11 protein-coding genes and 3 pseudogenes are annotated in these 13,584 nt (G+C 67.9%); 5 read left to right on the top strand and 9 right to left on the bottom strand.

The genetic code is table 11. The features are described from left to right. Positions 1-39: 39 nt before the first annotated feature. The 3 genes from ACZ4UU_RS34215 to argG form a co-directional block, all read right to left on the bottom strand. The gene (locus ACZ4UU_RS34215) at positions 40-237 is read right to left on the bottom strand and encodes a DUF4236 domain-containing protein (RefSeq protein WP_369173088.1); all 198 of its coding nucleotides are present in this window, start codon (positions 235-237) and stop codon (positions 40-42) included. 69 nt (positions 238-306) lie between these two features. Continuing rightward, positions 307-846 carry a P-loop nucleotide/nucleoside kinase family protein gene (locus ACZ4UU_RS34210; RefSeq protein WP_471907262.1) on the bottom strand — a complete coding sequence of 180 codons (540 nt, stop codon included), beginning with the start codon at positions 844-846 and terminating at the stop codon, positions 307-309. 108 nt (positions 847-954) lie between these two features. Next, complete coding sequence (gene argG, locus ACZ4UU_RS34205) at positions 955-2,409, bottom strand: argininosuccinate synthase (protein ID WP_471907318.1); 1,455 nt, start codon at positions 2,407-2,409, stop codon at positions 955-957. 236 nt (positions 2,410-2,645) lie between these two features. On the opposite strand from argG, the gene acnA reads away from it, so the two are divergent. Both acnA and ACZ4UU_RS34195 read left to right on the top strand, forming a co-directional pair. Beyond that, positions 2,646-5,363 (top strand): aconitate hydratase AcnA, encoded by a 2,718-nt coding sequence (gene acnA / locus ACZ4UU_RS34200; RefSeq protein ID WP_471907261.1) that lies wholly within the window; start codon positions 2,646-2,648, stop codon positions 5,361-5,363. Positions 5,364-5,452: 89 nt separating this feature from the next. Next, positions 5,453-5,740: a DUF6188 family protein gene (locus ACZ4UU_RS34195; RefSeq protein WP_471907317.1), complete on the top strand. Its 288-nt coding sequence runs from the start codon at positions 5,453-5,455 to the stop codon at positions 5,738-5,740. Between the two features lie 230 nt (positions 5,741-5,970). Here the strand turns inward: ACZ4UU_RS34195 and ACZ4UU_RS34190 are convergent, their stop codons facing one another. Next, positions 5,971-6,810: a helix-turn-helix transcriptional regulator gene (locus tag ACZ4UU_RS34190; RefSeq protein ID WP_471907260.1), complete on the bottom strand. Its 840-nt coding sequence runs from the start codon at positions 6,808-6,810 to the stop codon at positions 5,971-5,973. Positions 6,811-7,063: 253 nt separating this feature from the next. On the opposite strand from ACZ4UU_RS34190, the pseudogene ACZ4UU_RS34185 reads away from it, so the two are divergent. From ACZ4UU_RS34185 to ACZ4UU_RS34175, 3 genes and pseudogenes are all read left to right on the top strand, one after another. After that, positions 7,064-7,159: pseudogene (locus tag ACZ4UU_RS34185) on the top strand (hypothetical protein); the annotation flags it as partial. Positions 7,160-7,410: 251 nt separating this feature from the next. Then, on the top strand, positions 7,411-8,460 hold the full coding sequence (locus tag ACZ4UU_RS34180; RefSeq protein WP_471907259.1) for an aldo/keto reductase: 1,050 nt from the start codon (positions 7,411-7,413) through the stop codon (positions 8,458-8,460). Positions 8,461-8,644: 184 nt separating this feature from the next. Continuing rightward, the gene (locus ACZ4UU_RS34175; RefSeq protein ID WP_471907258.1) at positions 8,645-9,691 is read left to right on the top strand and encodes an SMP-30/gluconolactonase/LRE family protein; all 1,047 of its coding nucleotides are present in this window, start codon (positions 8,645-8,647) and stop codon (positions 9,689-9,691) included. Positions 9,692-9,836: 145 nt separating this feature from the next. Here the strand turns inward: ACZ4UU_RS34175 and ACZ4UU_RS34170 are convergent. The 5 genes and pseudogenes from ACZ4UU_RS34170 to ACZ4UU_RS34150 all read right to left on the bottom strand — a co-directional run. Beyond that, positions 9,837-10,176: pseudogene (locus tag ACZ4UU_RS34170) on the bottom strand (transposase); the annotation flags it as partial. A 145-nt stretch (positions 10,177-10,321) separates the two neighbouring features. Then, the gene (locus ACZ4UU_RS34165) at positions 10,322-11,272 is read right to left on the bottom strand and encodes a hypothetical protein (protein ID WP_471907257.1); all 951 of its coding nucleotides are present in this window, start codon (positions 11,270-11,272) and stop codon (positions 10,322-10,324) included. Positions 11,273-11,304: 32 nt separating this feature from the next. Beyond that, a complete protein-coding gene (locus ACZ4UU_RS34160) occupies positions 11,305-12,159 on the bottom strand; it encodes a hypothetical protein (protein WP_471907256.1) in 855 nt (284 codons plus the stop codon). A gap of 361 nt (positions 12,160-12,520) precedes the next feature. Continuing rightward, positions 12,521-12,766 carry a hypothetical protein gene (locus ACZ4UU_RS34155; RefSeq protein ID WP_471907255.1) on the bottom strand — a complete coding sequence of 82 codons (246 nt, stop codon included), beginning with the start codon at positions 12,764-12,766 and terminating at the stop codon, positions 12,521-12,523. Positions 12,767-12,959: 193 nt separating this feature from the next. After that, positions 12,960-13,392 (bottom strand): annotated as a pseudogene (locus ACZ4UU_RS34150) (transposase); the annotation flags it as partial. Positions 13,393-13,584: the final 192 nt, after the last annotated feature.

Here is a 13,584-nt window from a genome sequence, read left to right as displayed (position 1 = left end):
ATGGCACATTCCCGAGGGGGCCATTCGGGTGACGGGTCGTCAACGCCGCCTGGCGGCACGGGTACGACGCCACCCGAAAGGTCCGGGCAAATCCATCGATGTCGTACGACGTCCGGTGCTGCTGTGCGTGCGCCGTGGTCCGTGCCTGCCACCAGTGGTGATGGACCAGGAGTGCCGGTTGATGTTCAGCCGCACTCCGGGCAGGATCCGAAAGCTCTTGCGGAATGTGAGGGGCACGGATGCCTCCCTCCGAGGTCGGGTACGTACCTCTCGGTTACCCCGACTTGCCGAACTGATGGCAGCTCGTCACGGAGTGTCCGCGGAAACGGCTTCGGCGACCAGCCGGGCGACCTGCTGGGGGGAGAGCGGGGCGGTGTCGATGACCTCTGCCTCTCGACTGAGCCAGGGCAGGGCGTCGCGGTAGGCGGTGCGATGGTCGAGGCGCCACTGGCGGGCCTTCGGGAACTGGGCGTTGGTCGCGTCGTCCGTCTCGATCCGGCGGGTGAGCGTGTCCGGGTCGGAGTGGAGCACGAAGTGATGGACCGCGACGCCCTCCTTCTCCAGGCCGGTGCGGATCTCGGTCCAGTACCGCTCGACGAGAACCGTCTGCGGCACGACGAGCGCCCCGCCCAGGTAGCCGAGCAGCTGGGTGGCCGTCTCCACCACCAGGTGGCGCCACGGCGGCCAGTGCTGGAAGTCACCCAGCTGGGGGAGCTTCTCGACGTGTTGCAGCATGTAGCCGACGTACTCGGCGTCGAAGATCGTCGCGTCCGGCACGAGGTCGACCAACTCACCGGCGGTGGTGGTCTTGCCCGCGCCGAAGGTTCCGTTCAGCCAGATGATCATCCGGTGAGACTAGTGGTGCGGACCGGACGCGGGTGGGAGCTGGCCTGAAAAGGCCGGTCCGACGTCCATAACGTCGAACCGGCCTGTCCAGTGCTCCGTCCCGGCGGGTCAGTCCGTGCCGGACTCCATCGCCGCGCGGTCCAGCAGCGCGTCCTCCTCGGAGACCTCGCCGCGGGAGGCGATGGCCTCGGCGCCGCCCTCGGGGAGTTCCGGCATGGTGCCGATCAGGCCGGTGGCGGCGGCCTGGGAGGCGCCGATGGTGGGGCTGCCGGTGCCGATCAGGCCGAGGCCCGCGTACTGCTCCAGCTTGGCACGCGAGTCGGCGATGTCGAGGTTGCGCATGGTGAGCTGGCCGATCCGGTCGACCGGGCCGAAGGCCGAGTCCTCGGTGCGCTCCATGGAGAGCTTGTCCGGGTGGTAGCTGAACGCCGGGCCCGTGGTGTCGAGGATCGAGTAGTCCTCGCCGCGCCGCAGCCGCAGGGTGACCTCGCCGGTGATCGCGGCGCCGACCCAGCGCTGGAGCGACTCGCGGATCATCAGCGCCTGCGGGTCCAGCCAGCGGCCCTCGTACATCAGACGGCCGAGGCGCCGGCCCTCGTTGTGGTACTGGGCGAGGGTGTCCTCGTTGTGGATCGCGTTCACCAGGCGCTCGTACGCCGCGTGCAGCAGGGCCATGCCGGGCGCCTCGTAGATGCCGCGGCTCTTGGCCTCGATGATCCGGTTCTCGATCTGGTCCGACATGCCGAGGCCGTGCCGGCCGCCGATGGCGTTGGCCTCCATCACCAGGTCGACGGGGGAGGCGAACTCCTTGCCGTTGATGGTGACCGGGCGGCCCTGCTCGAAGCCGATCGTCACGTCCTCGGCGGCGATCTCGACCAACGGGTCCCAGAACCGGACGCCCATGATCGGCTCGACGGTCTCGATGCCGGTGTCCAGGTGCTCCAGGGTCTTGGCCTCGTGGGTGGCGCCCCAGATGTTGGCGTCGGTGGAGTACGCCTTCTCCGTGGCGTCCCGGTAGGGCAGGCCATGGGCGACCAGCCACTCCGACATCTCCTTGCGGCCGCCGAGCTCCGTCACGAAGTTGGCGTCCAGCCACGGCTTGTAGATCCGCAGGTGGGGATTGGCGAGCAGGCCGTAGCGGTAGAACCGCTCGATGTCGTTGCCCTTGTAGGTCGAGCCGTCGCCCCAGATCTGGACGTTGTCCTCCAGCATCGCCCGCACCAGCAGCGTGCCGGTGACGGCACGGCCCAGCGGCGTGGTGTTGAAGTAGGCGCGCCCGCCGGAACGGATGTGGAACGCGCCGCACGTCAGCGCGGCCAGGCCCTCCTCGACCAGCGCCGCGCGGCAGTCGACCAGGCGCGCGACCTCGGCGCCGTAGGTCTTGGCGCGGCCGGGCACCGAGGCGATGTCGGGCTCGTCGTACTGGCCGATGTCAGCGGTGTAGGTGCACGGGACGGCGCCCTTGTCGCGCATCCAGGCGACCGCGACCGAGGTGTCGAGACCGCCCGAGAAGGCGATGCCGACGCGCTCGCCGGTGGGCAGGGAGGTGAGGACCTTGGACATAGGAAGAGTATGCATGAAGGCGCATGGTCATGCAAAGGGCGCATGTCGAAGCCCCGGGACATGACCATCCCGGCCCCATGTACTAGAGTTATCTCGACATCGAGATATCTGCCGAGGCGTACCGCAGTCGCCCACCTCGGTAAGGCATACCTAACTTAGCCTTACCTTAGCGGATCGGCCAAGACGGTGTGGCGGCAGGATGCGGTGGTAAGCGCACAGAAATGAAGGAGACTGTCGTGTCGGCGAACAGCTTCGACGCCCGCAGCACGCTGAGCGTGGGTGACGAGTCGTACGAGATCTTCCGGCTGGACAAGGTCGAGGGCGCCGCGCGCCTCCCCTACAGCCTGAAGGTGCTGCTGGAGAACCTCCTCCGCACCGAGGACGGCGCGAACATCACCGCCGACCATATCCGCGCCCTCGGCGGCTGGGACTCCCAGGCCCAGCCGTCGCAGGAGATCCAGTTCACGCCGGCCCGCGTGATCATGCAGGACTTCACGGGCGTGCCCTGTGTCGTCGACCTCGCCACCATGCGTGAGGCCGTCAAGGCCCTCGGCGGCGACCCCGCCAAGGTCAACCCGCTCTCGCCGGCCGAGATGGTCATCGACCACTCCGTCATCGCCGACAAGTTCGGCACGTCGGACGCCTTCAAGCAGAACGTCGACCTGGAGTACGGCCGCAACAAGGAGCGCTACCAGTTCCTGCGCTGGGGCCAGACCGCCTTCGACGACTTCAAGGTCGTCCCGCCGGGCACCGGCATCGTCCACCAGGTGAACATCGAGCACCTGGCGCGCACGGTCATGGTGCGTAACGGCCAGGCCTACCCCGACACCCTCGTCGGCACCGACTCGCACACCACCATGGTCAACGGCCTCGGCGTCCTCGGCTGGGGCGTCGGCGGCATCGAGGCCGAGGCCGCGATGCTCGGCCAGCCGGTCTCGATGCTCATCCCGCGCGTCGTCGGCTTCAAGCTGACCGGCGAGCTCACCCCCGGCACCACCGCCACCGACCTCGTGCTGACCATCACCGAGATGCTCCGCAAGCACGGTGTCGTCGGCAAGTTCGTCGAGTTCTACGGCGAGGGCGTCGCCGCCACCTCCCTCGCGAACCGCGCCACCATCGGCAACATGTCGCCGGAGTTCGGCTCGACCGCCGCGATCTTCCCGATCGACGACGAGACCATCAAGTACCTGAAGCTCACCGGCCGCTCCGAGCAGCAGCTCGCGCTCGTCGAGGCGTACGCCAAGGAGCAGGGCCTCTGGCTGGACCCGAAGGCCGAGCCGGACTTCTCCGAGAAGCTGGAGCTCGACCTCTCCACGGTCGTGCCCTCCATCGCCGGCCCGAAGCGTCCGCAGGACCGCATCGTCCTCGCGAACGCCGCCGAGCAGTTCAAGCTGGACGTACGCAACTACGTGGACTCCGTGGACGAGGCGGGCCAGGAGTCCTTCCCGGCCTCCGACGCCCCGGCCGTCGCCCCGAACGGCGCCCCGTCCAACCCGGTCACCGTGACCGCCCCCGACGGCTCGACGTACACGATCGACCACGGCGCCGTGACCGTCGCGGCCATCACTTCCTGCACCAACACCTCCAACCCGTACGTCATGGTCGCCGCCGCGCTCGTCGCGAAGAAGGCCGTGGAGAAGGGCCTGACCCGCAAGCCGTGGGTCAAGACCACTCTCGCCCCGGGTTCGAAGGTCGTCACCGACTACTTCGACAAGGCCGGGCTCACCCCGTACCTGGACAAGGTCGGCTTCAACCTCGTCGGCTACGGCTGCACCACCTGCATCGGCAACTCCGGCCCGCTGCCGGAGGAGGTCTCCAAGGCCGTCAACGACCACGACCTCGCGGTCACCTCGGTCCTCTCCGGCAACCGGAACTTCGAGGGCCGGATCAACCCCGACGTCAAGATGAACTACCTGGCCTCCCCGCCGCTGGTCGTCGCGTACGCCATCGCGGGCTCCATGAAGGTGGACATCACGCGTGACGCCCTGGGCGCCGACCAGGACGGCAACCCGGTCTACCTGAAGGACATCTGGCCCTCCGAGGCCGAGGTCAACGACGTCGTCGCCAACGCCATCGGCGAGGACATGTTCTCCAAGTCGTACGAGGACGTGTTCGCCGGTGACGCCCAGTGGCAGGCGCTGTCGATCCCGACCGGCGACACCTTCGAGTGGGACGCCGAGTCGACCTACGTCCGCAAGCCCCCGTACTTCGAGGGCATGACGATGGAGACCACCCCGGTCTCCGACATCTCCGGCGCCCGCGTCCTCGCCAAGCTCGGCGACTCGGTCACCACCGACCACATCTCGCCCGCCGGCGCCATCAAGGCCGACACCCCGGCCGGCAAGTACCTCACCGAGCACGGTGTGGAGCGTCGTGACTTCAACTCCTACGGCTCCCGCCGAGGCAACCACGAGGTCATGATCCGCGGTACGTTCGCCAACATCCGCCTGCGCAACCAGATCGCGCCGGGCACCGAGGGCGGCTACACCCGCGACTTCACGCAGGAGGGCGGCCCGGTCTCCTTCATCTACGACGCGTCGCAGAACTACCAGGCCGCCGGCACCCCGCTGGTCATCCTGGGCGGCAAGGAGTACGGCTCCGGCTCGTCCCGCGACTGGGCGGCCAAGGGCACGGCCCTCCTCGGCGTCAAGGCCGTCATCACCGAGTCGTACGAGCGCATCCACCGCTCGAACCTCATCGGCATGGGCGTCCTGCCGCTGCAGTTCCCGGCGGGCCAGTCGGCCGACTCGCTCGGCCTGACCGGCGAGGAGACCTTCTCCATCACCGGCGTGACCGAGCTGAACAACGGCACCACCCCGAGCACGGTCAAGGTCACCACCGACACGGGCGTCGAGTTCGACGCGGTCGTCCGCATCGACACCCCCGGTGAGGCCGACTACTACCGCAACGGCGGCATCATGCACTACGTGCTGCGCCAACTTGCCGGTTCTTGACCTGATGTGAACGAGCGCCCTGCCCCTGCATCTCGCGCGGAGGGGCGGGGCACTCGCGCTCGAAGGTGCGGAAGACGCCGCCTGTGACCATGATCGCAGGCGATCCGTTCCCGGAGCGGAGCTGCGCATCCTACGACGACGAAGAACCCCGCACCTGGTACCAGGTGCGGGGTTCTTCTGTGGGGTGCAAGTCCGGCGTCCTGCGGATGGTGTTCGACAGTGGCACGCATCTGACGTGTTCGGCCGACGCATCGTTCGAAGCCTGGCAGGTCACAGAACCACGAGGATGGAGTTTCATCTCGTTGCCACGGTGTACCGCGTCCTTGAACGCCACTAGGCCCCCAGCAGCAGCGCCTTCGACCTCCGGCGGGCAGTGACGTGCCGCCATACGTCTACCAGGTCACCAAGCACGATCCTGCCGACCGCGACGAGGTGGGGTGCGTTCACGGCCCGCCATCGTTGCTGGGCTGCCTTCGTCGCGTACGCCCGGAACGGCTGACTCGGATCCCCGACCCGAGCCCGGGGTTCCAAGAGGAGGGGGACCTCAGAGCTGCAATTTCACCAGTGTGCGGTCAGGATCTCGCCTGGCTCGGGTGAGCGAGCCGGATCAGCTGGAGATCCAGCTGCCGATCAGCCGCAGCGCGTCGGCCGACGGGGTGCCGGGCTGGGCCGAGTAGGCGATCAGCTTCCAGTTGCCCGCCCCGGCCACATCCACGGCCTCGTAGTGCAGGTCGAGCGGTCCTACCAGCGGGTGGTTGAGCCGGTAGCGGCCGTGCGACTTGTCGTTGACGTCCTGCTGCGCCCATAACCGGCGGAACTCCTGGCTGCGCATGGACAACGTGCCGATGAGCTCGATGAGTCGCGGGTCGTCGGCGTGCCGACCGGCGTTCAGGCGCAGGTAGGCGACGGTGTCGGCACACTTGCCCGGCAGGCTCTGCCCGAACAGCTCGCGAAAGGTCTGGTCGAAGAAGACCAGCCGGGCGGCGTTGCGTTCGGCCACCGACAGCGTGGGGAAGTCGGCGAACACGCCCCTGGCCAGGTCGTTCCAGGCGAGGAACTCCGCGCACGGTCCCACTATGTAGGCCGGTCCCGCGAGGGTGTCCAGCAGCATCCGCAGCGAGGCACGCACGTTGGCCACCGGCTCCTGCTGGAAGCGGCTGGACTCAGGACGGGCCAGGTTGCGCAAGTGGCGGGCCTCGTCGGCACTGAGCCGCAGGGCCCGGGCGATCGCGTCGAGCACCTGCTCGGACACGTGAGGATTACGTCCCTGCTCCAGCCGTACATAGTGATCGATGCTCACCCCTGCGAGCTGGGCGAGCTCCTCCCTGCGCAACCCCGGCACCCGGCGCCGGCCGTGCGTGGCCAGCCCGACCTCCTGCGGTGTCACCCGGTCCCGCCGCGAACGCAGGAACATGCTCAACTCTGTCCGTCGATCCACACCACCCATTATGGGCAGGACACCACCCCGTCAGGGTGGGGAGCTTTTCCCCAGGATGGACCTGCCCTGGTAAGGCTCGCGCGGCCCGGCCGACAGTGGTCGGCATGAAGCACACAGCCCTCGTGATCGTCGCCTTCATCACCCTCACGGCCTGTACCGCCGAGGCCGGGACCCCGATGGGCGCGGCCACACGACCCCGGCGCGAGCGGGCACGCCCACGCAGAGCACCTCGGGCACGCCGGGGACCGAGGCCTCTCCCGCCATGCTCGTCGGCACCTGGGCCAGCAAGGACGGCGACCTCGTCTTGCGGCTCAACCGCGACGGCACCTTCGAGGAGGACCTCAACGGCACCCGGGCGGCCTTCAAGGGCAGCTATGTGGTCGGCGAGATGAGCTTCGACCTGAGCGCCGACAGCGGCGCCTTCCACTCGGCCAGGTGCGGGCGCTCGGCGCCGAGGGTGGAGTCCTTGCCGTGACCGGGGTGGAACCACGTGTCATCCGGCAGGCAGCGCGAGGACGCGCGCTGGGCCCCGCGGCGGATCCGACTGGAAGCCGTCCGGTGTGCCGGGGAACCTCACACCGCCATCCATTGCCATGGAAAGAGAGAGCCATGCTTGCTAAGCAACCGCTGGGCCGTACCGGGATGGAGATCACCCGGGTGGGGTTCGGATCCTGGGTAGTGGCCGGGTCCGGTTGGATGTTCAGCTGGGGCAACACCGACGACGCCGAGTCGATCTCCGCTGTCCGGCACGCGATCGCGTCGGGCGTGAACTGGATCGACACCGCAGCTGTGTACGGCCTTGGCCACTCGGAGGAACTGGTCGGGAAGGCGATCGCGAATCTTTCCGAGAAGCCGTACGTCTTCACCAAGGCCGGCCTGGTGTGGGACCGGGACAACCCATCGGCCGCGCCTCGGCGGATCATGAAGCCCGCCGGCGTGCGCCGCGAGGTCGAGGACTCGCTGCGGCGGCTGGGCGTGGAGCGGATCGACCTTTATCAGGTGCACTGGCCCGACACCGGCGAGTCTCTGGAGTACGCCGGTGGCGGCTTCGGCACGGTATCGCCCAACGCCACGCCGCTGGAGGAGTATTGGCAGGTCATGGCCGATCTGAAGGCCGAGGGCAAGGTCGGTGCGATCGGGCTGTCCAACCATGACCTGACGCAGTTGGAGGCGGCCGAGAAGATTGCGCACGTGGACGCGATCCAGCCGCCGTTCTCGGCGATCAACCGGTCTGCCGCGGCCGAGGTCGCGTGGGCGGCCGCCAACGGCACCGGCGTGATCGCCTACTCGCCGATGCAGTCCGGACTGCTGACCGGCGCGTTCACCGCCGAGCGGGCGGCGTCGCTGGGCGCCGACGACTGGCGGTCCGCGCATGCCGACTTCACCACCGGGCTGGCCGCCAACCTCCAGCTCGCCGACGCGCTGAAGCCGATCGCCGCGCGACACGGGGCGAGCGTGGCCGAGGTGGCCATCGCCTGGGTGCTGGCCTGGCCGGGCATGAGCGGCGCCATCGTGGGCGCCCGCAGGGCCTCCCAGATCGACGGCTGGATCGGTGCAGGAGATCTGGAGCTGACCGCCGCCGACCTGGACGAGGTCGGCGCCGCAATCACCGCCACGGGCGCAGGTACCGGCCCGGCCAAGGCTCCAGACGCAGGATGAACTCTCCGAGATCTGCCCGCCGAGGCATGGCCACATCATCGTCGATGCGGCTGCCGTGTGGGTGGTCCTGGCAGTCCCCTGAAACGGCAAAGCGACGGGAGCCTGCCACATGCCGGGCCATCATGGCCCCGGCCCGCACCGGCCGGCCCCGACCGTGCCCGGCCCCGACGAGATGGAGCATGTGATGGGACAACAGCCCGTGTCGCGGCGGAGGATGCTGACCGCCGCCGCCGGCACTGCCGCCGTGGTGGCCACGGCGGCCTGGACCCGGCCGACGTTGGCCACCGCGCAGGCCGGCGGCAGCGTGCTGCCCGGTGCCGGCCGGCTGCCGGCGGAGTACATCGTCCCCGGAGACCGGGCCTTCCCCAGCGGGCACGCGTATGACCCGCGCACCGGCCATATCTATGTCGGCAGCGCCGCGGACGGCACCCTCTACCGTGGCCATCTGACCAAGTCCGCGGTGCGCTCGTGGTCGGCCGACGGCGCCGATGGCCGCAGCACCACGTCCGGGATGGCGATCGACTCCGCCGGACGGCTCATGGTCGGGGGCGCGGATACCGGCACCTTGCGGGTGTACGACACCGAACGCGGCGCACTGCTGGCCCTGCTGCGCGGCGTGGACGGCGGTTTCGTCAACGAGATCGCCGTCGCGCCGGACGGCAGCACGTACGCCACCGACTCCTTCCGGCCCGTCGTCTATCGACTTGCCGATTCCGGCAGCGGTTGGCGCCTCGAACGCTGGCTCGACGTCACCGCCACACCCATCGAGTGGATCGACGGTCGTCACAATCTCAACGGCATCACCTGCGTCGGAGGCCATCTGCTGACCGTCAACAGCTCCACCGGGCAGCTGTGGCGCATCGATCGGTACACGCGGCAGGTGCTCCGGGTCGACCTCGGCGGCCACCAGTTGCCCAACGGCGACGGGCTGGCCTTTCGCGACGGGCTGCTGTACGTGGTCCAGGGCAATATCAACGATGTCCCGGGCCTCACCCCCCAGGTGACCGTCATCGCCATGTCCCCCGATCTGTCCCAAGGTCGCTACACGAGCCGGCTTCTCGCACCTGGCGGCTTCCACCACCCCAGCTCCATCTCCCTCGCCCGCGACCGGGCGTTGGTCGTCAACAGCCAGTACAGCCGCTGGATCAACGGACTCCCGCCCGAGGTGCTCCCCTTCACCCTCTCCGCCGTGCCACTGGACGCGGCCGTCCCCGCCGATCAGGGCCTTTAGACCAAGGCCGTGCAGTTCCCGCTGCGGTGCAGGCGGCAACGGGCGGGATCGATCGGGCAGATCACCCACCAGGCAGCGCTATCAACAGCACGCGGAGCCCCCGGGGGGGAGTAATAGTCAAGGCCTGTGGATCACTTGATGCGCGTCAAGCTGCGTGAGTCTCGGAGCGTTCGACGAGGTGGCCGCGTTCGAAGCGGGCTCCTGCGCGGACGAGGGCGACGAGATGGGGTGCGTTCACGGCCAGCCGTCGTTGCTGGGCTGACTCGACGAGTTTGAACACCATCGCGAGGGCGGCCGCCCTGCTTCCGGCGCCCTTGGTGACCTTCGTGCGCGGCCGCCCTGCTTCCGGCGCCCTTGGTGACCTTCGTGCGCAGGCGCACGGTCGCGAACGTCGACTCGATCGGGTTCGTGGTCCGCAGGTGGATCCAGTGTTCGGCGGGGAAGTCGTAGAACGCCAGCAGCTCGTCCTCGTCATCGACGATCTTCTTCTCGGGGCATCCCCCGTCGGGGGTCAGGCATCGTGACGCGCCGCATCCCAAGTTCCTCCCCGTGACTGTGGGAGTCCGCCGCGTCCTGGCCCCGCACCCCGACAGGGGGTGCGGGGTCGTCTCCCATCGAGGGCCGGGAGGTTCAGGAGTGGCCCATGTTCCAGTCGCCGCACTTGGCCTGGCTGTTGAGTTCATCCTCGTTCTTCGTACACACCCTCAGGCGGTCTTCCTCGTTGTAGTAGATCCCCGTCTCCGCCCGGTATTTGCCGTCCTTCCATTTGCCCTTGTACCACTTGCCCTGTCCGTACTTGTCGCTCTGCACCGACACCATCTGCTCGGACGAGTCCGACTCCATGACCGCGTAGGTTTCCTGGGCCCAGAACCAGTTGAACGCGTCGTAGTTCATCTCCACGCTGGTGGAGATGGCCGGGCTGTGATGGACATACACACCCTTGCCCGGGCGGATGAAGTGGTCGTTGCGGTTCTCGTTGTAGTCGTGCGCCAGCATGGAGCCCAGGTTCTCCTGCGGGTCCTTGTCGAGGATCCCGTTGGCCCTCAGACCGTTGCGGCCGACCTGGCGGTGTCCACCGGCGTCCTCGCGGTACCACTCGCTGCTGCACCTGACGTTCGGGCCTACCCTGGGCACGATGCACAGCTCGATCGACGTGCTCAGGTTGTTCAGGACGCCCGTTTCCAGCTTGATCAGTCCGTTGTCACCGACCGTGCTGCGCTCGCTCCAGCAGTACTGGCCGCTGTTCTTGTCATGGATGTAGATGTCGCTGATCTGCGTGTCCTGCCAGGGCCAGAGGAACATGACGCCGAAGGTGTCCTCGTTCGTCGTGTGGTACTGCCACAACTGGGCCTGTTCGCCGTTCATAACGGGGTTGAAGCGCTCGTCGCCCGGAAAGATCTTGTCGGGTGACTTGATGTCGCCAAGGTAAACGTCGCAGTCGGAGTCGTCGGGGTCCGGGCTGCGTTCCGTCCCGGTTCCCGAATTCGTGCCGGGTGTGGATGCTGTGGCGGTGCCGGACAGACTCAGGACCGCCATCAGGGCCACCAGCATGGCCGGCAGCGGCCATTGGTTCCGCTTCATGGGCTTCTCACCTCTCTCGTCGCGGGGCGGACTCAGCAGTCGGGGATCTCCTTCCACTTCCCCGCGTCCTTGTCGTAGTAGTTCGCGGTGTTGTTGTCGGCGTTGCCGTCGCCGGTGAGGTTGTAGGCGGGGACCCAGGCCCGGCCGTCACGTCCGTCGTGGACCTTGTCGAGGTCCGTGAGGAGCCACCAGTGGTTGTACTCGAACGTGGTGCCGATGCTCTCGCCGAGCTGCTTGCAGAAGAAGTAGTTCCGGGCCACATACAGGTCGCCGTCGCTCTTGCAGCGGGGCCAGTCCTCTCCGTCCCCCTTGCAGTAGGGGTCCTGGTAGCCGTTGCCCTCGCGCCAGGTGTCGACGTAGTACTTTTCCGGAGTTCCCTTACAGGTCTGGGACTCGATGGTGATCGTGTCGTTGTCGCGGATCTTGATCCACTTGTCATTGGCCTTGCCGCGTCGGTCCTCCACATACTCATGGGACGCGGGGGCGGGCCAGGCATCGGAGCCGAGCGGGCTTCCCTGGCTGCGGGTGAAGGTGACCTTGCATCCGGCGTCGACGCGGAAGGAGTCGGCGTCGAGGAAGTGGTCGTTGTAGGTGTCCTCGCCGGGCTTCACCTTGTCGACGTTCACTTTGCAGTTGAACGGGTTGGTTCCGGGACTGGAGTAGCGGGGCGCGTTACCGTTCCAGCACCAGCCGCTCGTGTCGTCCTTGCTGCCCCCGGCGGCCGAGATGGTCTCCTTGGAGTTGTTGTAGAGCTCGCCGCAGCCGACGACCGGCGTGCAGGTGTCGGCGGCGGCCGGGGTGGCGGTGCCCACGACGAGGCCGCTGGCGGCGATCGCCAGAGCCGCGGGCGCCGCGAGGATGTGCTTGGTGCGTGTCTTCAGTGTCACTGTGCTCTCCCTCTTCGGTGCGGTCAGCAGACTTGGATGGCGTCGATGCGGTTGTCGTATCCGGAGCCCTCAAGGTCCGGGTTCTTGGCTGGTGCCGTGGAGGGGAAGGCCACGACCGGCGTTCGCCGTCCCAGTAGTAGAAATGCGCGGCGGTGCCCTCGGTCTGGAATTTCCTGTACGAGGACAGCCGGTCGGTGAAGTTGAACCAGCGGAGCTTCTGGAAGCTGCACTTGCCGAGGTCCAGCCAGTCGTGGTCTTAGTTGTCCCCGGCCCACGGACACGGGTCCGTGTAGTCGCAGCTCCCGTTTGGCTTCCGTGCTGTTTCTGCCCGAGGTAGCTGTAGTGGAGCGTGCCCGAGCCGTCATCGGCCTTCACGGTTTTCCAGTTGGTCTGCGTTGCCGGGATCGTCCAGCCCGCCAGCTGCCGTTCGATGCGGTCCTGGTTGGGCTACGGCCTCCCGCTCGCTCAGGCCGCCCTGCTCCTGGGACTGCGTAATGAACCTGTCGCGGTCGCTGCGCGAGTCAGCCGCGGCCGCGGCCGTGGTGGCGGTGAAGGCGAGAGCGGTCACCGTACTGGCCAGCACCGCACGCTTCATTGTCTTGTTCATGTCCGGCAACGTAGGAATGAGATCAACCAACCAACAAGACCTTTCGCCCCTGTCCGAAACACCGTTCTCAGCCAGGGCCGGTACGGAGGGCCGGGCTCGCCGACGGACCCGTTTCCGGCGCGGTGAGGCCGGCCGCAATGGCGATGCGGTTTGGGTCAGCGCAACTTGGGGCGCGTTTCGAAAGTGCTGGTCGCAGCCACTCGTTGATGGCTGCGACCAGCACGGTCGCCTCGTAGCGGACGGCGAGCTTGTCGTATCTCGTGGCGACCTCGCGGTGGCGCTTGAGGCGACTGATTCCGCACTCCACCGCGTGGCGCTCTTGGTAGTCGGCCTTGTCGAACTTCGGCGGCCGGCCACCGTGGGAGCCGCGTTTCTTGCGGTTGGCGATCTGATCGCGCTTCTCCGGGATCGTGCAGCGGATACCTCGCTTGCGCAGGTAAGCGCGGTTCGCGCGAGAGCCGTACGCCTTGTCGGCACGCACCTTGTCCGGCCGGGTGCGCGGACGGCCCGGCCCGAGCCGGGGCACCCGGATACGCCCCCAGAACCACCTGGAACTGTGGGGAGTCACCGCGCTGCCCGGCCGTGATCACCAGTGACATCGGCTTCTGAGCCCGCTCGACCGCCAGGCCAGGGGCAACCGGTGTGTAGTACGCGTCCGCGACGACCGGGCCCGCCCTTCCCGCGACGCCTTTGTGCGTCAGGCGTTTACAACCACGCCCCTCGACGCTACCTTCCGCAACAGACGGGGTGGGAGCGCTCCCATAGTGGCGGACCGGAACCCGCCGCCCCGGACCGTTCCCGCCCCGCGCATCCGCACG

This window comes from Streptomyces sp. NPDC028907 (genome assembly GCF_055564995.1).
Note: the sequence above shows the minus strand (reverse complement) of the source record. Positions and strands in the feature narration are given on the sequence as shown.

Excerpts from the sequence above, each read along its gene's own strand:
- ACZ4UU_RS34175 (WP_471907258.1), top strand. The coding sequence starts at position 8,645 with ATGGGACAACAGCCCGTGTCGCGGCGGAGGATGCTGACCGCCGCCGCC.
- ACZ4UU_RS34155 (WP_471907255.1), bottom strand. The coding sequence starts at position 12,766 with ATGAACAAGACAATGAAGCGTGCGGTGCTGGCCAGTACGGTGACCGCT.
- ACZ4UU_RS34210 (WP_471907262.1), bottom strand. The coding sequence starts at position 846 with ATGATCATCTGGCTGAACGGAACCTTCGGCGCGGGCAAGACCACCACC.
- ACZ4UU_RS34180 (WP_471907259.1), top strand. The coding sequence starts at position 7,411 with ATGCTTGCTAAGCAACCGCTGGGCCGTACCGGGATGGAGATCACCCGG.
- ACZ4UU_RS34190 (WP_471907260.1), bottom strand. The coding sequence starts at position 6,810 with ATGGGTGGTGTGGATCGACGGACAGAGTTGAGCATGTTCCTGCGTTCG.
- argG (WP_471907318.1), bottom strand. The coding sequence starts at position 2,409 with ATGTCCAAGGTCCTCACCTCCCTGCCCACCGGCGAGCGCGTCGGCATC.
- ACZ4UU_RS34195 (WP_471907317.1), top strand. The coding sequence starts at position 5,453 with ATGATCGCAGGCGATCCGTTCCCGGAGCGGAGCTGCGCATCCTACGAC.
- ACZ4UU_RS34165 (WP_471907257.1), bottom strand. The coding sequence starts at position 11,272 with ATGAAGCGGAACCAATGGCCGCTGCCGGCCATGCTGGTGGCCCTGATG.